The organism is Bradyrhizobium elkanii WSM2783 (assembly GCF_000472865.1).
GTDB classification, from domain to species: domain Bacteria; phylum Pseudomonadota; class Alphaproteobacteria; order Rhizobiales; family Xanthobacteraceae; genus Bradyrhizobium; species Bradyrhizobium elkanii_A.
The window spans coordinates 20,567-37,028 of sequence record NZ_AXAP01000047.1 but is presented as its reverse complement, the minus strand read 5'-3'; the positions used below and the strand labels follow the sequence as shown (position 1 = coordinate 37,028).

Sequence of the window (16,462 nt, the reverse complement as noted above, 5' to 3'; positions counted from 1 at the left end):
CCAGCGACTTACCAACAAATGCCGCGATAGTCGTCTCCGGTCTGCTTTTCCGGCGAGATGCGTACAAGATCGATGATTACTTTGTCATGGCCGTTCAAAACCAATGAGTTCTTCAGAAACTCCTTGCGGTTCCCCACGACGAGAACGTCGGCAAAGGCGGCGACGTCGCTCATTTTCTCCCGAAGCAGACAGGCAATGTGCGGCAGGCGACTTGTCAGGTGATCCCTGTTGACCCCCGTGAGCTGAGACAGGCGAACGTTCGAGTCATAGATTGCGAGCTCGTAGCCGCGACCAATCAACCTTTCGGCAATCTCGAGCATCGGACTGTAGCGCAGATCGTCCGTGTCCGGCTTGAAGCTCAGCCCGACGAGTCCGATGCGCCGTTTCCCGGTCGCGGCGACAAGTCGGAAAGCGCTGCGAATTTGGTTCTCGTTCGCCTGGAGCACGGCGTCGAGCAGGGGCGTGTCAACGTCGACATTTCGTCCTGCATAGCGCAAAGCGCTCACGTCTTTTGGCAAGCAGGACCCGCCAAATGCAAACCCTGGTTTGAGGTATGCCGGCGAGATATTCAGCTTCTTGTCGGCGACCAGGACGTTCATGACTTGGTGGCTATCGACGCCCATCGCCTTGCAAAGCAATCCCATCTCGTTCGCGAAGCTGATCTTGGTCGCGTGCCAGGCATTGTTTGCATATTTGACTGCCTCGGCGGCCCGAATTGACAGGACCAGGGGCGTTACCGCGAATCGCTCGTGAATTTGCATGAGGCGCCGAAGCGTAAGCGGATCATCGTCGACGCCAATGACAATGGTTCCAGGATCATCGTAGTCGGCTATGGCCGTTCCCTCCCGCAGAAACTCGGGCAGATAGGCGACCCCGAAATCTTGCCCCGCTTTCTTGCCGGACGACCGCTCCAGAATGGGTATGACGATGTTTTCCATCGTGCCCGGTAGCATCGTCGAGCGCATGACGACGGAATGGAAGTTCGTGGTCTTGCGGATGCTTTCTCCAATCTCCTGCGCCACCCGCGTGAGGAATGATGTTTCCAGCGATCCGTTCTCCTGCGAGGGGGTTCCAACGCAGACCAATGAAATGTCCGTCGACGAGACAGCGGCCGAGGAATCGGTGGTTGCCTTGAGCCGGCCGGCGCTGACACCGGAGCTAATGCTTTCAGCGAGCTTTGGCTCTATGATCGGCGATAGTCCACGGTTCAGAACACTGACCTTGTCCTGATTGACATCGACTGCCACGACATCATGTCCGTCGCGTGCAAGACAGGCCGCCGATACCGTGCCGACGTAACCGATCCCGAAGACGCAAATCCTGTATTTGCTCGCGCTGTCTAAGCGAGCCTTTTCTTTCTTGTCCAGAATTGAGCTGTCCCATGCCGAGCGGGACGGACTTTGAACGAGCGCATCCATGTCTAATCTCTTGGCTTTTAATGGGACTATTTAAAAGGTGATAAAACTATATTTAAATAAAATCGGAAATCAACCGATATTTAATCGCGGATTAAATATTAAAAAGAGGCGTGTGGCGAGATGATAAACCCCGGGCGGCATGGGTTTTCGCGTTAACCCCGATGCCGCTGATTGTGTGTTGGCTTTATAGCCACACCAGCGCTTGTTCTTCCCGGCAGGCGGCGTGAAGCAGGGCTGTAGCTAAACAGAAGGCGGCGGACTTGAGCCGGGACCTCGTCCTGTTCCGGTGCAGGGCCTTTCCGTAACGGTGTCGCTTCCGCCTCGTCCGCGCAAAACGCTTATTCCGTCTCGCGCCCGCAGTCCGGCGAGAGCTCGGTCGGTCCCGGCGAAGGCGGTGCCTAGAAACGGCTGTTCGAGGCGGTCTCCGGCAAACTGGGCACGGAATATGCCCTGGTCGGCGCCACCCTCGTCAAGGTCCGTCGCTACGGACAGGGCGCAAGGGGGGGGGGGACTCAAAGCCATCGGCCGTTCGATGCGCTCGGCAATCTGGTGGGTTTCCTGCTCCTGCCGGGGCAGCGCTTCGACGCAGCGGGCGTGCTACCGCCGTGACAAGCTCCGATGAATCCTAACAGGCCCTAGGCCGTACGCTCGAATATTAGGTCAGCAGAAGCACGCTTACTTCCGTTCCATGGTCGCGGTTCATCGATACGACCGGAGAGGTAGGCGTCGAACTCATAGAAATTATCCAGGACGCTGCACTTAAATCCGGCTGCAGAAAAGCTCTCGATGAGGTCAAGATTCTGATCGCTCACTTCAGCAACGACGGTCAGTGATCTATCGAAAGCATCCGCGTTGCGAATTATCTCCTCCAAAACGGGCCGCTCTGCGCCTTCGATGTCAATTTTGATGAAGGATACGCGCTTGGCTCTATCACCGAGGATGCCAATGAGCGTATCGGTCTGGATCATCGAATAATTACTGCCGTCTCGGGGCGCGATGAGAGAACAGTTGCCGGTGTTCGAACCGCCGAATTTCGATTCGAACAATTTCATTTGGCCTCGGGAAGCCGCCACGGCTTTGTTGACCACAGTGATGTTGCGTCGCCCGTTCTCGGCGACGTGCCGAGACAGCTCTTGGTAATTGTGGGGCGAGGCCTCGATGGCGACCACTTCGCGTGCCAGCTTCGACATCAGCAGGGTGAAATATCCGATGTGAGCGCCAACGTCGACGGCGCAGGTTTCCGGGCCGATCTTGCGTTCCATGAAACGGCTCAGGTTAGGTTCCCACACGCCAAACGAGAAAATGCGTGCAGGAATATAATCAGAGAGATTGCCCGAAAGCCTTGCGCCGAAATAAGTCTCGAATTTTCTGTGCTCTTTCAGCGCGCGAACCGATCGCAGATAGGCGCGTTGCGCTAAAACATGGGCTTTGGAGAGGGAAGGTGTGTAAAGGGCCGAATTAATACTGGAAAAATCAACACGCCAAAATGCAGCCATTGGACAATCCTAAGCCGTCCGGCGCGAGTGTGCACCGGGTGTTTGACGAGAGCAGGTTACTCGACATTACTCCCCGCGGCTAGCCTCTTGATTATGAGCTGGGATCGAACTTTGAACCACCCGGACGGAGGTCTACGATTGCAGTCGCCTACAGCCGCGGCCGCGGGATGAGGTTTCCCAGGACGAGCCGATCGCCCTGCCAACTCGCCCAGCGCACGTTCTCCCATTGCGCGATGTTGATGCGCTGGCCGTTGACTACGTCGAACCGGAAAGCCCCGTACAGGAACGAACCACGCACGAAATAGACATTCTTCAGGCTCACCGAGGAGCCACCGGTTGCGGGGATGCGGAGTCCGAAAGTGCCGCCTTCGAACAGCACGTTCTCCAACACGTGTGAGCCTCGCCAATCGTCGGCCGACCAGTAACCCGCGGTCGTGACACCGGCCATCTTGAACGTCGAGTTCTTGACCGTGACCGTGCCCGTGGAACCCGGGGCATAGCACTGCAATCCATCCGCATGGTCATTCTCCACCCCCGTAGCCTCGATATAGACCCACGTCAGATTGATACTGCCGCTCTTGCAGCGAACGCCTTCTCGCGACTGAATACGAACCCGCGTGAGATTACAGGAGCCAAGGCAGGTAATCGTCGGGTCCCCTGAGTTCTCAATGATCGACAAGTCTGTTCGGGAGGAGTCCGGCGGCAGGGCGATATTGGTCGTGCCGCTCGTGACGTTGGCATAGACCGGATCGTTGAAGCTCAGCGGGACCTCGGCAGGGCTTGGCGCCGGATCAGGCGAGGGATGAGGCGTAGGGCCGGGCGTCGGGCCAGGAACGGCCCCCCCACGCACCTCTGCGGTCATACGATAGCCGCCCGGGCGCGTCTCGAAGACTGGCTCGGGAGCCCCCAAGGTGTGCTTATTGCAAGCGTCCCCCGCCTTATCAGCCGGTGTGTGGCTCGAGAGTATCGCGCTCGAGGAATCTCGGCACATCGACTGCGCAGCTTCACTCGGCGTCGATGTGACGGTCGGTTGGGCAATAACTGCCCCGGCCGGCAATAGCGCCAGCCTTATCAGGTACCGCATGGGACGCTCCTAAGGCAGGATTTTCTGCCGAATCTCTGCACCGCCATCCAGCTCGGATATCTCGTAGCAGATAAGCGCCTCGAAGCGCCTGGACGGCGACGCGTTATCCTAGGATAGCCCATGTTCCGGCCGCTATCGAGGCCCTGTTCGTGCGGCTTTTCCGGAGCCGTATCAAACTGGCCAGATGCTGTTCTAATCGGCTAGTTTGCCAATGAGACTTTGAACATCAGCGTGATGCGCAACAACGGACACAGGCGCGAGATGCCGCGCGCCACATGCGGGATCCAACCGGGAAATCTCACAAGTCGGTTCGGCTTGGGGTACACTGCGCACAGCAGATCATCGCCGCCTTCGTTGAAGAACAACGTCTCGCCCGCCCAGTCCGGGTGCCAATGCAGATGTGGATAATAGAGCAGCGTATAGTGCTCGGGCCCCATCGAGTCCTTATGCACCCCGCCCTCGGCTCCGGACGGATAACCGTTGGCGTAGCAGCGCAGCAGCCGCGACTGACCGCGCACTTTCTGCCACATTGCTTCAACCAGTGGGTATTGGCGCAGCTCCTGCTCGGCCTGCGTATGTCGATCAAGCCCAGCAGTTGGCACCTCCCAGAACCCGGCGAAGTGCTTGTACCAGTAACGGCTGGCGTCGTTGCCCATATGTGAACGCGCGCCATAGCCCCAACCGGGGCCCTGCAAGAACTCATACATCTGCTCTTGCTCGACCTTGTTCAGATAGTTGTCTATCACTTCGACATCCGCGGCGCTGTACTGGCGCTGACTCGCGGAGCGTTGGCCTTGGATTGCCGTTGGCGTCGCTGACATTGTTTTTTCCGATGACATTAGTCGTACCTCGCAGCCCGACGGACCTATAGATGGGCATCTGTCCCAGGATTGGGGTTGTCCATAGGCCGAAACATGATGAATATGTGGCTAGTTGTTTAGTGCATTTTGGCGTTGCCATCAGAGAATTTCTGGGACTGGGTCTGTCGAAGGCTGCGTTCGAACATGCGCAGGTCTTTAGTGGGTGACGGTCGTTCGTCAACGTCGACAGCAAATGAGAAGGTGTCCGGGCTATGTCGACCGCTAGCATCAAACTTGCTGTCATCATCGTCTCATACTGCAATGCCGATGATGTCGATCGTTGCCTGAAGTCGCTCGCTCGTTCGGATTGGGATCACTTTGAGATATTCATTTGTGAAAATGGCGGGGAGGCAGCCTACGGAAGGTTACTGGCTACGCTCGTGGGACAGGATCGAACGTTGCAACGAACTTCCGAGGCGTCGGACAGTCTCGACCAGCCACAGAAACGACTGGTCTCAGTGACGAAATGCCGATTCCAGGCCCGCGCGAATGTCGTCCGAGTTGGGCTCGCGACCGAAAATCTCGGGTACGGAGGCGGCGTCAACGCGTGGCTTGAGCCATTGCTCGGCGTCCCCGACTGGGGGTCAGCGCTTGTCCTCAATCCCGATACCGAAGTGGATAGCCGTAGCCTGTCTGAATTAATTGCCAAGTCTGCTGAGGGATTTGGCATGGTTGGCGGAAGCCTGGTTTTCGACAACAGCCCCGACAAGGTCATCAACTACGGGCTGCATTGGTCCCGTGTGACGGGCCGTGTCGTCGCCGTAGGAAGGAATGCGCCAGCGGGCAGCGCACCATCGGCCGAGGACCTCGGCAGGATCGATGCCGTAAGTGGCGCGTGTGTTCTGGTAACGCGAGCGTTCGTCGAAGACGTCGGTCTCATGGCCGAGGACTATTTCCTCTATATGGAAGACCTGGATTGGGGGCGCCGGCGGGGAAAGCATCGCATCGGCTTCGCGAGCAAAGCTGTCGTTCGCCACATTGGGGGGACGACCATCGGATCTGCCGTTGCCCCCGAGAAGCGCTCGCACCTTTCGATCTATCTATCTGCTCGCAACAGCATTCTCTATGCTCGGCGCTTTGCGGGATGGCGCTGGATCTGCCATTTCGGAGTCGGACTGTTGTTTGCAGCGCGATATATGCTCAAAGGCTCGTTGTCGGCCGGACGCGTCGCTTTTTTTGGTTTGCTGGACGGTGCAAAAGGCAAGACGGGGCGGCCTGATGCCGTGCCCGGCACGTAACAGCTCGGTTGATCCGCGCGCCCGATCGCAGTCGATATCTTATTTAATTCTAAGCTCGTGCCAAGGATTTAAGCGTGGCCCGGACTGCGGCGGGCTCCGTCGGCATCTCGAGTGCCCTTCCAAAATCGCCCGGCGGCAATTGAGCCGAAAATCAACACGACGAATATGTTCTTGATCTTGGCAGGTGGAATGATCGTCCGTGTATATATTTCTTCGAACCGAGTGAACGCCTCGGCAGATGTCTCTTCAGCGGTCATCTATTTTTCGATGGTCAGATCATTTAATCAACTTTTGCCTGCAGGATGATACTGTCCATAGGGGTGATTCGGGTGGGCAGGCGGCCGGGCGCAGTAACCCTTCCAGTGCATGTTTGAAGGCTTGCCGTTGCGGTGCCGCGAAACGCGCCCCGCACGAAAATTGAACCGATGCTGCGGCTATGGGATGTTATTAAACACCTTGATCTTATTAAATACCTTGATGCGAAATTTACTCTGCGCAAGAACTGCGCGAGACCAGCGTTTTTTCGCGATCGAATTAACTGCGCCGAAATTACCGCTCCTTATTGTAAGGCCCATGGTTGCGGTGCTGAGAACACCGGATTTATTCTTCTTGTGGTTTTTCGAGCACACTGAGACTTTAGCCGGGGTGGCTACGAAATCACCTTGGGTGGGCCGTCATGTCGTCCCAAAAAAGCCTCTGCCGACCATCAAGACCACTCCGGGTGCTGCGCAAGCAGAGCCGCACGTGGGTATCGTCGCTCGAGATTTGAGATTTGGGGCACGTGCCAGGGACAACTACACGTGCCAGGGACAACTAAAAGCTTACCAGGAGAACTAGATGGCAGGCATTCCTCTGAGCTGGAATGATCCGATGTTTAGCGGCGTTGCTAATATCAATGGCGCCTCGGTACCAAACGGCGGGACGCTCTCGAATAAAAGTATTAGCGACATGAACAGCGGCGATGCGTCCATCGGAGGCATGGGCTCGTTCAACCTCGACACCGTCCGCATTGATTCAAGGGAAGGCGTGCGCGTTGGGGGTGGCGGCGATATAAACATCAATAACTCGTACATTGAAACAACCGGATTGGCGGGCGACCACGCCGATGGTATTCAGGCCTATGCTCCCGGCGAGAACGGGAATATCACCATCACAAATTCGGCGATCGTGTCCCACAACAACGCGAATGCAACCGCGGGAGTGTGGATTGCGGATAATTATGGTGGGTCGCTCACTCTGAACAATGTGATGTTCGAAGGCGGTCCGTATGGTCTGCGCGTTGCTGCCGATAAACAAGATATCACGGTAGCCCTCAAGGACGTGTATTTTGTGGGGCCCTTTGGTGGCGGCCCGCTACTCTTTCAGGCGGTCAATGCGCCCATACACATCACTCAGTGGGAAAACGTACGCTACGCGTCGATCGTGAATGGTCAGCTCGTTCCGGGCGATCTCATCCCGCCGCCGTTTCCGGTGGAAGGTGGAGGTCCGAGCACGCCTCCCAGTTCGCCACTTGATGCGCCGGTGATCGCTTCGTACTCGAACGACACAGGAAAAGTCGGCGACGGTGTTACCAGCGACAACACGCTTCAGTTGAAGGGGACCGCTGCGGCAAATAGCACCATCAAGATCTTCGACGGCACGAAGCAGATCGGTACGGCCACTGCGAATGCGAGCGGCAGTTGGGAGTATATTACGTCGGTGCTGACCAACGCCCAGCATGTGCTGAAGGCAACGGCCACCAATGCTGCCGGTCAGACCAGCGCCGCTTCTGCCGCGCTTACGGTGACGGTCGACAATATTGCTCCGACTGCCCCGGTGGTGAAGAGCGATTCGGTCGTTGAAACGAACAAGGTGCTGTTGTCCGGCACCGCCGAGGCGGGCAGCACGATCAAGGTCTATGAGGGGACGAACCTGGTCGGTACCGGCACGACGGCCGCGAATGGTACGTGGAGCATCACTACTAACGCCATGTCGGCCGGATCTCATACGCTGACGACCACGGCGACTGACGCTGCCGGCAATGTCAGCGCTGCCTCGCAGGTAGTCGATCCGGTGGTCGGTGGCCCGACGACGACGCCGCCGACGCAGCCTTCTGGGACGCCCAAGATCGTTTCCTTCTCGAACGATAGTGGGAAGGCCGGCGACAACATCACCAACGACAACACGCTGACGCTCAAAGGCACCGCCCAGGCCAACGCCTCGGTCAAGGTGTTCGACGGCAACACGCAGGTCGGGACGGTCAAGGCCGATGCCAGTGGCAACTGGAGCCTGACGACCGCGGCGCTGAAGGACGGTGCTCATAGCTTCACGGCTACGACCAGCAGCACCGATCCGGCGGCAAAAGCCGGCAGCGTGACGTCAGCAGCGCTTGCCGTCACCATCGACACCACGGCGCCGACCGCGCCGGCGTTGAAGGCGAACTCTGTTGTCGATACCAATCACGTGCTGTTGTCCGGAACGGCCGAGGCTGGCAGCACTGTCAAGGTCTATGACGGGTCGAATGTCGTCGGTACCGGTACGGCCGCTGCGAATGGTAGCTGGAGCGTCACTACCAGCGCTCTGTCGAACGGCACTCACGACCTCACCGCGAAGGCAACGGACGTTGCGGGCAATGTCAGCGCCGCGTCGCAGCCCTTCCATTCGGTGATCGGTGGTGGATCGACCACGCCGTCTGGATTGACTGGCCTTGTCGAGGTCGGCAACCATTATTTCCTCGGAGCGACAGGCCCCGAGCTGAAATATAGCGGCGCCGCCGTGACTCCCGGCCAATTCGATGACTGGATTCCAATCAGCTCAGTCAAGCTGGATGGCGGCGGCTACGATGTTGCGTGGAAAGACTCAAGTGGGCAGTTCACCTTCTGGACTACGGATAGTCAGGGCAACTTCCAGTCCTACCCGACCCACGGCGTTGCTCTTGCTGCCAACAGCACAACGGTCCAATCGTATGAGAATATTTTCCATCAGGATCTCAACGGGGATCACACCATCGGTGTTCCGGGCACGACCCCGACGACGCCAACGACCCCAACCACTCCAGCTTCAGCGGTGAATTTCAGTTCGCTCACCACGAACTCGAGCAATGTAGTTACGGTGAAAGGCACTGCTGATGCATTCAGCCAAGTCAAGATGTACGACGGCAAGGCGTATATCGGGACGACGAAAGCCGGTGCCGACGGTAACTGGAGCTTCACGAGCAAGTCTGCCGTATCCGACACCGTGCACTCGTTCAAAGCGGTAGGGGTCGACAGTGCCGGTCACACGACGGCCAGTTCGGGTAGCGCGATCCTTGGCTCGACAGGCAGCAATACGCTGACGAGCACATCGGGCAACGACTTGTTCGTCGGCAAGGGTCATCCAGACACGTTCGTGTTCGCTGCGAATTTCGGTAAGGATGTCATCAAGGACTTCGCTGCTTCCGGGCCCTCGCACGATACGATCCAGTTCAGCAAGAGTGCGTTCAGTGACTTTGCCAGCGTTCTCAACCACGCTTCGCAGGTCGGGCAGGACGTGGTCATTGCGAACGGAGCTGACTCGCTCACGCTGAAGAACACCAAGCTTGGTGCACTGCAGAGCCACGACTTCCATTTCGCGTAAGCGAAGGGCGCAATAAGTCGAAGAACATTCAGCGCCGTGGAGATTTAATCTCCACGGCGCACGTTAGGGGACACGTGCCATGACTAATCTTGGACGGCGGGGAGATGCCGCCGCGTCGGTAAATATTGAGGAGATGGAAGTATCGCGATGGGCGGTATTTATCGCTGCCTTGGGACTTCTGGCAGATCGGGCGCGATCATCGTCGCGAGAGCTCACCAGGTTGGGCGAGCGTTCGGTCGAGGTCGTGCGAGCGCGGCTGTTTGCCCGCCCGCCGCGTCCTGCCGACTTCTACGATGAGCCGCAATCCGAAATATCGGCATTCCTGAGTTCGTGCCGTCGGATATTCTGGAGCCTTGCCGCCTTCAGCGGCCTGAGCAATCTGCTGATGCTCACCGGCTCGTTCTTCATGCTTCAGGTTTATGACCGGGTGCTCCCCGGTCGCAGCATCCCGACGCTGGTTGCGTTGTTGGTGCTGGCGATGGTGCTTTATCTGTTCCAGAGCGGCCTCGACCTGGTCCGAAGCCGGATCAGTGTTCGGATCGGGCGTTACTTCGATGAAAGGCTCGGCCTTCGTGTGTTCGATGCAGTCGTGCGCCTGCCGCTCAAGACGCGCGGCGATGGCGACGGCCTGCAGCCATTGCGCGATCTCGATCAGGTCCGCAGCTTCTTGTCCGGAGGCGGGCCGACCGCACTCTTCGATCTGCCCTGGATGCCGATCTATCTTGGCATCTGCTTCCTGTTCCATTTCTGGATCGGCGTGACCGCGCTGTTGGGTGCGCTGGTGCTGGTCGGAGTCACAGTCCTGACGGAGACCCGCACGCGCGGTCCGGCGAGGGCCTTCTCGCGTCTCGGCGTTGCGCGCAACGCACTTGCCGCCGAGGGGCGGCGAAACGCCGAGGTCCTGCAGGCGATGGGGATGAGGCGGCAGGCGGCACTGCGCTGGCAGGATGTCAACGGCAAGTATCTCTCGGCGCATGAGAAGGCGAGTGACGTTGCGAGCGGGCTCGGTGGGCTCTCGAAGTTCTTTCGCTCGTTTCTGCAGTCGCTTGTTCTTGCGGTCGGTGCAGTTCTCGTCATCAACCAGGAATCGACAGCCGGCATCATCATCGCCGGCTCGATCCTGACGGCGAGGGCGCTTGCGCCGGTGGAGGTGGCGATCGCGAACTGGAAGGGATTCGTTGGCGCCCGACAGTCGGCGCATCGGCTGGATCGCTTGCTGAAGCTCCTCCCCGACGAGGTTTCGCCGCTTGACCTGCCTGCGCCCAAAGATGCACTCGTCGTGGAGCAGCTCTATGTCGCGCCGCCGGATTCAGAGAAGCTGATCCTCTCCGATGTCTCGTTTCAGTTGAAAGGAGGCCAGGGCGTGGGAATTATCGGCCCCAGTGGGTCCGGTAAGTCGACGCTGGTTCGGGCCCTTGTCGGCGTCTGGCCGCGGCTGCGCGGCAAGATCAAGCTCGACAACGCGGCGCTGGAGCAATGGTCGCCCGACGCGCTCGGCAAGCACATCGGCTATCTGCCGCAAGACGTCGAGCTGTTTGAGGGCAGCATTGCCGTCAACATCGCGCGGTTCGACCTTCAGGCCACATCCCAGGGGGTGCTGGACGCCGCACAGGCAGCCGGCGCGCATGATCTCATCCTCTCGCTGCCGGATGGCTATGCCACCAAAGTCGGCGAGGGCGGAATGGCCCTATCCGCCGGTCAGCGGCAACGCATCGGGCTCGCCCGGGCACTCTACGGCAATCCCTTCCTGGTGGTGCTTGATGAGCCGACATCGAACGTCGATTCCGAAGGCGAAGAGGCGCTCACGGAAGCGATCCTGAACGTTCGCCGCCGCGGTGGCATTGTGGCGGTGGTTGCGCACCGGCCGAAGGCGCTCGAAGCCGTCGACCATGTCCTGGTGATCGGCGAAGGAAGGCTTCAGTCGTTTGGGCCGAAAGAGGAGGTGCTCAACAAGGTGCTGCGACCAGCAGCTCCGCTCCGGGTGGTGGCAGACGGGCAGGGAGGCGGACGATGGATCGCCAAGTAGTAACGCCGGCGCTGCACTCCATCCAGCGCTACATCATCGTCGGCATGTTCATGGTCGGCTTCGTCACCTTCGGCATCGGCGGCTGGGCTGCGACGTCGCAATTGTCGGGCGCCGTGATCGGCCAGGGCGTCGTCGTGGTGGATTCAAGCGTGAAGAAGGTCCAGCACGCGACCGGCGGCATTGTCGGCGAACTGCGCGTTCGCGACGGTGACCGCGTGAAAGCCGGAGATATTCTGATCCGCCTCGACGAGACGCAGACGCTTGCGAATGCAACGATCGTCACCAAGAGTTTCGACGAATTGCTCGCTCGCCAAGCGCGCCTTGAGGCCGAGCGCGACGGTGCCGATCAGATCGAATTTCCGCCGACGCTGCTTGAACGGGCCAGAGACAGCAAGCTGGAGGCGGGGCGCGCGATCTCGGCGGAGCGCTCCTTGTTCGATTTGCGCCGACAGTCTCGGAGCGGCCAAAAGGCGCAGCTCAAGGAGCGCAAGGCCCAGCTTCAGGACGAGATCAAAGGTTATGCCGGTCAGGCCGAGGCCAAGCAGAAGGAGGTGGACTATATCCGCCAGGAACTCGAAGGCGTCAGGACGCTCTTCCAGAAGAACCTGGTGCCGATCACACGCCTGACTGCGCTCGAGCGCGACAGCGCGCGGCTGGAAGGTGAGCGTAGCCAGTTGAGCGGCATGATGGCGCAGGCAAAGGGGAAGATCGCCGAAATCGAGCTTCAGATCATCCAGATCGATCAGGACCTGCGAACCGAGGTTGGCAAGGATCTCATCGAAACGCGCTCCAAGCTTTCTGAGCTCACCGAGCGGAAGACCGCGGCCGTGGATCAGCTCAATCGCATCGATATTCGCGCGCCGCAGTCCGGCCGCGTTCACCAGCTTTCGGTTCACACCGTAGGAGGTGTGATCGCGCCCGGTGAGCAGATCATGCTCATCGTGCCCGATGCGGACGCCCTCGCGGTCGAAGTCAAGCTCGCACCGCGCGACATCGATCAGGTGTATGCCGGCCAGACTGCGACCATGCAATTTGCGGCGTTCAATCAGAAGACGACGCCGGAAGTCGACGGTGAGGTCAGTATGGTGTCGGCGGATCTGACGCAGGACCAGCGGACCGGCGCGAGCTATTACACGGCGCGCGTCCTGCTCAAGGCGGATGAGCTTGCAAGGCTCGGGTCGGCCAAGGTGGTGCCGGGCATGCCGGTCGATGTCTTCATCAAGACGCCGGCGCGAACCGCGCTGTCGTATCTGGTCAAGCCATTGCGGGATCAGGCGGGGCGCGCATTCAAGGAACGCTGAGATTCGCGAACTGGCGGCGTGGTGGATCATCGACGATAACGTCGATGATCCACCCGCTCGCGCAGGCTCGGCCACCGACATCGATGCCGTTTGTCCAGCCGAACCGCGCTGGTCCGGCCATCGCGAGTGACGGCGCGTCGCGATTTATGCATATCAATTTTAAAATATAGACTTGAATGCGGCATTAATACATTTATTATTTAATTTCTATTATAATGATTTTGAGGATTGTTCGGCTCAATGATCGATTGGTTGAGGGGTGAGGTTGTGTGGGACGGACGGGCCCTTTTGGTCCCCGCAGCCGTGCCGTCCGGTCAGGCCATTTGCAGAATACCTCGTGAGACGGTTCACGTGCTGCGATTGTATTCTGACGCGCTTGGTCGTGAGATAAACCTGGAACGACGGAACATAGTGGAGAAGCTTGCTCCATTCCTCATGACGAAGCTGGCCCGGGCCAACCACGGCGAAGTCGTTGAGTTGTTCCCTTGGGAGGTCGATGACTAGAAGGCGATGCCGATCCGTCCGAGCTCAGGCCTCTCAAAAGGCAGTCATGAATTGAGTTATGCTTCCACGGATCCCACGACCTAGTTCGTGGTGGGACCTTGAAGCTCACGCCACGGAAGTCGTTCGGCGTTGCAAGATGAATTCTCCGTCACGTTGATGACAGGCGAAACGGTTCTGGTCAGACGAAGCTCGCGAAGAAATCTGGACCAGAGATAATCCAGTACGGTCCAGAATACCGGTTGCTGCGTATACATCTCACCGCGAAAGACGACGAACGAGCGTTGCGCGCCTGCGGTAAGATGCCGAATGAGATTTGCGTTCGATCCATCGGGGGTTAGCTTGGCAACGTGCATTTCGCATGATGCTGCAGTGGCGCGGATGATCAGCGTTCCGGTCTCGTAGGTCGCGGCCACATTGAAGTGTTTGCGTTCAAGAAATTCAACAAGGTCTTCCTTCAGATGACCTTGATAGTCCGGCGGGAGCACGATCTTCCATCCGATGGCCAGCGCGAGTGCGGCGACGAGCGCCCCCTTAAATACGTTGGAAAAACTCACGCCTCACCCCTAGCAGGCAGCAACCGACGATCAGGCCCAGGATAACCGCGTTAGTAACAGCAGCTCCCAATTCGCTATGGAATGTTTCGTAGTGCCATTGGCTTAAGCCCATGACGCCCATGCGCGTAACGTTCACCGCGATCACCGATACGCAGGCCAATAAGCACCAGAACAGATCGTAGGCCGATCTCTTATGGTCGACCCATCGGCTCATGGTAACCCAGCAGAGAAATGCAAGCGACATGTTGGCGAGCGAAGAACAGCCCGGCAGGATGACCAGAACTCCCGAACCATCGGCGAATCCAACGACGTCCCCGGTCCGGGGAGTGTGCAACAACCAACCGACAAGCGCGGCATCAATCCGCAATATCAGATCGGCAAAGAACTGGAATAGCAGTCGGCTCCAGAGCACGGGTACGGTGGTCGCCACCAAGATGAAGGCGCCGCGGCGAGATGATGGGTCGTCGGTGAAGATGATGACGTAGAAGCCGAGCGCCGTTACAGCGAGCCAGCTCAACGCGCCGATTGGCAGAATGACCAAAAGGGCAAATACAGCGCCTATGGCGAGCTCCAAACGGCGAATCCCAACCGTTCGATCTTGAAGAACGAGGTATACCCCCGCGGCGCACGATACCCAAACGAGTATGCTCACCTCGAAGGTCTCAAAGAAGGCCTCCGCCCACCCAAGCTTGTTTACCGATTGAAGGACGCGTGCTGCGAGGCCGCTTATGCAGCCGAGGGCAAAGAGTCCCGCGAAGAACTCACCGCGCGACTGTTCGCTCGCCAGTTGCGAAAGGCTTCGGCTCGAGATTGATTCATTTAAAATCGCCATCGCCAAGTTAATAGCTTAACCAAATTATTTTAACTACCGCAAATCGGTTCGATGGCAGAGGTTTTTAATGGCAATTTGGATAGGCCGATACCGTTCGTTCACGGATCGTGCTGTGCAGGCTTGAAGGAGGAGCGCGGGAGGATATCGAAATAACCGCGTGCCTGCGGGCCGTTGATCAAGCGCGACGCGCGCCGTTGTCGTAGCCGGCCCAAGTCGTTATGGAACCATGCCGGGCGCGATTCTCGAATGGTTAATCGGAGTTATAATCAAATATTTAAAACGATTGATTAAATCTCGCTGGCGTCGTAGGGGTATTGGGACCGTTCACCTGCGGCCTCCGGCGACTGCGGGTAACGGAGAACGCGAGCTAAGCAGCAGGCCTCGCGCGGCGGTTCCCGTTGCGTCCTTGTTCGACGCGTGATGGTGATACAATGAAGTCCGCCCAGGATTCGGCTGAACTAGGGGGGCTTTGGATGTCGCCAGACTTCAATTCCGGAATGTCCGAACAGCGAGTCGACGAATGGCTCGGGCTCATCCGCCATTTTCTGCAGATTCTCGCAGCGCGCAAGAAACGTCAGTTCTCCCGAAGGGTGTCGATCGGCGATCTCCTCACAGAGCGAGGGGATAACGCGGCCGCATATGGCTTCGGCGAGGGCACAACGATGTACGACAATGTGCTCGTGCTCGGAGACGTCCGGGTCGGCCGGCATACATGGATCGGACCCGGCTGCATTCTGGACGGTTCGGGCGGAGGCTTGCAGATCGGCGATTGGTGCTCGATATCGGCCGGCGTTCAAATCTATACACATCACACCGTCAATCGCTCTATCTCGCTCGGCGAGAAGCCGGTCGACTACGCTCCGACTAAGATCGGAAACGGTGTCTATATCGGTCCGAATTCCATCGTTCAGATGGGCGTGACCCTTGGCGACAAAGCCATCATCGGTGCGAATTCGTTCGTCAATCGGGATGTGCCGGCGGGCGCGAAAGTATTCGGGTGCCCGGCGCGCATGCGAGAGGCCGCGGAATCACCGGCTGGTGGCGCTGGCTGCGATCACGGCGCAAGCCCTTCTCGTGCTTCCGCCGGCTCTGCAGATTAGATCTCCCGACGGCGTAGCGCTTGCTCGAAATAGAGCGCCGCGCGGCCCAAGAACATGCCCACGCTGCCGCCCACCATCTTTTCAAAGGCGTCCACCAGTCGCGCATGGCGATCTATGGTCACGAGCTGCATGAGTTCAAAGAGTGCGGCGCTGCCAATGACGACGAGCCACACAAACATGACGTGGCGCGGATAGGCCAAGTGGAAGAGGAAGCCTACGGTCGCAAATGCGGCAATATGTTCCAGGCTGGTTGAGGCCGGGAGTGTTGGCCTCGCGCCGATCGGCGACACTGAGGCATAGGCAAGAAAGCACAGGAGTGCCCAGGCGACGACCGCGACGAGTTTCTGAGCCATGGGGGCGCTGGTTCTTAGAGGAAATCCCGGAGGCGAGCGATTTCGATGATCTGTTCGACGGACAATACGGCCGTCACGAGTTGCGTTTGCGGTTCAGTACGT

At 58.6% G+C, this 16,462-nt stretch carries 12 protein-coding genes; 5 read left to right on the top strand and 7 right to left on the bottom strand.

Translation table 11 applies throughout. From position 1 onward, the window contains the following. Positions 1–8: 8 nt before the first annotated feature. The 4 genes from YY7_RS0131585 to YY7_RS0131570 all read right to left on the bottom strand — a co-directional run bounded on the left by YY7_RS0131585 (position 9) and on the right by YY7_RS0131570 (position 4,819). Positions 9–1,418: a nucleotide sugar dehydrogenase gene (locus YY7_RS0131585; RefSeq protein WP_080663927.1), complete on the bottom strand. Its 1,410-nt coding sequence runs from the start codon at positions 1,416–1,418 to the stop codon at positions 9–11. A 635-nt stretch (positions 1,419–2,053) separates the two neighbouring features. Further along, positions 2,054–2,914 (bottom strand): FkbM family methyltransferase, encoded by an 861-nt coding sequence (locus YY7_RS56905; protein WP_080663926.1) that lies wholly within the window; start codon positions 2,912–2,914, stop codon positions 2,054–2,056. Between the two features lie 148 nt (positions 2,915–3,062). Beyond that, positions 3,063–3,776 (bottom strand): hypothetical protein, encoded by a 714-nt coding sequence (locus YY7_RS60805; RefSeq protein ID WP_155255392.1) that lies wholly within the window; start codon positions 3,774–3,776, stop codon positions 3,063–3,065. A 422-nt stretch (positions 3,777–4,198) separates the two neighbouring features. Further along, positions 4,199–4,819 (bottom strand): hypothetical protein, encoded by a 621-nt coding sequence (locus YY7_RS0131570; protein WP_051397026.1) that lies wholly within the window; start codon positions 4,817–4,819, stop codon positions 4,199–4,201. A 251-nt stretch (positions 4,820–5,070) separates the two neighbouring features. On the opposite strand from YY7_RS0131570, the gene YY7_RS53365 reads away from it, so the two are divergent. From YY7_RS53365 to YY7_RS0131540, 4 genes are all read left to right on the top strand, one after another. Continuing rightward, positions 5,071–6,096: a glycosyltransferase family 2 protein gene (locus YY7_RS53365; RefSeq protein ID WP_035691395.1), complete on the top strand. Its 1,026-nt coding sequence runs from the start codon at positions 5,071–5,073 to the stop codon at positions 6,094–6,096. A gap of 837 nt (positions 6,097–6,933) precedes the next feature. Further along, on the top strand, positions 6,934–9,690 hold the full coding sequence (locus YY7_RS0131550) for an Ig-like domain-containing protein (protein ID WP_051397025.1): 2,757 nt from the start codon (positions 6,934–6,936) through the stop codon (positions 9,688–9,690). A gap of 79 nt (positions 9,691–9,769) precedes the next feature. Then, positions 9,770–11,716, top strand: coding sequence for a type I secretion system permease/ATPase (locus YY7_RS0131545; protein ID WP_035691392.1), 1,947 nt, complete (start codon positions 9,770–9,772; stop codon positions 11,714–11,716). Continuing rightward, positions 11,701–13,017: an HlyD family type I secretion periplasmic adaptor subunit gene (locus YY7_RS0131540; protein WP_028166712.1), complete on the top strand. Its 1,317-nt coding sequence runs from the start codon at positions 11,701–11,703 to the stop codon at positions 13,015–13,017. The genes YY7_RS0131545 and YY7_RS0131540 overlap by 16 nt, the downstream gene beginning before the upstream one ends. A gap of 584 nt (positions 13,018–13,601) precedes the next feature. Here the strand turns inward: YY7_RS0131540 and YY7_RS0131525 are convergent. Together YY7_RS0131525 and YY7_RS0131520 are read right to left on the bottom strand one after the other, a co-directional pair. After that, positions 13,602–14,075: a hypothetical protein gene (locus tag YY7_RS0131525; protein ID WP_028166710.1), complete on the bottom strand. Its 474-nt coding sequence runs from the start codon at positions 14,073–14,075 to the stop codon at positions 13,602–13,604. Then, complete coding sequence (locus YY7_RS0131520) at positions 14,053–14,913, bottom strand: hypothetical protein (RefSeq protein ID WP_155255391.1); 861 nt, start codon at positions 14,911–14,913, stop codon at positions 14,053–14,055. The genes YY7_RS0131525 and YY7_RS0131520 overlap by 23 nt, the downstream gene beginning before the upstream one ends. Positions 14,914–15,338: 425 nt before the next feature. On the opposite strand from YY7_RS0131520, the gene YY7_RS53360 reads away from it, so the two are divergent. Next, positions 15,339–16,007, top strand: a complete 669-nt coding sequence (locus YY7_RS53360) for an acyltransferase (RefSeq protein ID WP_245287476.1) — start codon at positions 15,339–15,341, stop codon at positions 16,005–16,007. Here the strand turns inward: YY7_RS53360 and YY7_RS53355 are convergent. Beyond that, entirely contained in the window at positions 16,004–16,360 is a 357-nt protein-coding gene (locus YY7_RS53355) for a VanZ family protein (protein WP_035691390.1), read from the bottom strand. The two genes, YY7_RS53360 and YY7_RS53355, sit on opposite strands and share 4 nt — an antisense overlap. Positions 16,361–16,462: the final 102 nt, after the last annotated feature.

Excerpts from the sequence above, each read along its gene's own strand:
- YY7_RS0131585 (WP_080663927.1), bottom strand. The coding sequence starts at position 1,418 with ATGGATGCGCTCGTTCAAAGTCCGTCCCGCTCGGCATGGGACAGCTCA.
- YY7_RS56905 (WP_080663926.1), bottom strand. The coding sequence starts at position 2,914 with ATGGCTGCATTTTGGCGTGTTGATTTTTCCAGTATTAATTCGGCCCTT.
- YY7_RS0131570 (WP_051397026.1), bottom strand. The coding sequence starts at position 4,819 with ATGTCAGCGACGCCAACGGCAATCCAAGGCCAACGCTCCGCGAGTCAG.
- YY7_RS53355 (WP_035691390.1), bottom strand. The coding sequence starts at position 16,360 with ATGGCTCAGAAACTCGTCGCGGTCGTCGCCTGGGCACTCCTGTGCTTT.
- YY7_RS53360 (WP_245287476.1), top strand. The coding sequence starts at position 15,339 with ATGAAGTCCGCCCAGGATTCGGCTGAACTAGGGGGGCTTTGGATGTCG.
- YY7_RS0131545 (WP_035691392.1), top strand. The coding sequence starts at position 9,770 with ATGACTAATCTTGGACGGCGGGGAGATGCCGCCGCGTCGGTAAATATT.
- YY7_RS60805 (WP_155255392.1), bottom strand. The coding sequence starts at position 3,776 with ATGACCGCAGAGGTGCGTGGGGGGGCCGTTCCTGGCCCGACGCCCGGC.
- YY7_RS0131550 (WP_051397025.1), top strand. The coding sequence starts at position 6,934 with ATGGCAGGCATTCCTCTGAGCTGGAATGATCCGATGTTTAGCGGCGTT.
- YY7_RS0131540 (WP_028166712.1), top strand. The coding sequence starts at position 11,701 with ATGGATCGCCAAGTAGTAACGCCGGCGCTGCACTCCATCCAGCGCTAC.
- YY7_RS53365 (WP_035691395.1), top strand. The coding sequence starts at position 5,071 with ATGTCGACCGCTAGCATCAAACTTGCTGTCATCATCGTCTCATACTGC.